The 238-nt window shown below is 61.3% G+C and carries 1 protein-coding gene; it reads right to left on the bottom strand.

All coding sequences use genetic code 11. The features are described from left to right. On the bottom strand, positions 1-126 hold a 126-nt coding region (locus tag SB765_RS33525; RefSeq protein ID WP_410933022.1), incomplete at its 3' end, for an aldolase/citrate lyase family protein. Positions 127-238 lie beyond the last annotated feature (112 nt).

Here is a 238-nt window from a genome sequence, read left to right as displayed (position 1 = left end):
CGGGTCTTCCACCGCATCTTCAAAATCCACGATCACCGCATCGGCCCCGCTGGCCAGGGCTTTGGCGAAACGTTCCGGGCGGCTGCCGGGGACAAACAGGGCTGAACGAACTAAAGATTGGGACATCACTGACATTCCTTTTCAGATAACGCCACGCGTGCGCAGGCGGTCGATGGCATCAGCCGAGTAACCGATCTGATGGAGGATGGCCTGGCTGTGCTGCCCCAGCGCCGGCACC

The sequence above is a fragment of the Pseudomonas sp. SIMBA_067 genome (assembly GCF_046534675.1).
GTDB lineage: Bacteria > Pseudomonadota > Gammaproteobacteria > Pseudomonadales > Pseudomonadaceae > Aquipseudomonas > Aquipseudomonas putida.
The sequence above is the reverse complement of the archived record's forward strand: the minus strand, read 5'-3'. Positions and strand labels throughout refer to the sequence as shown.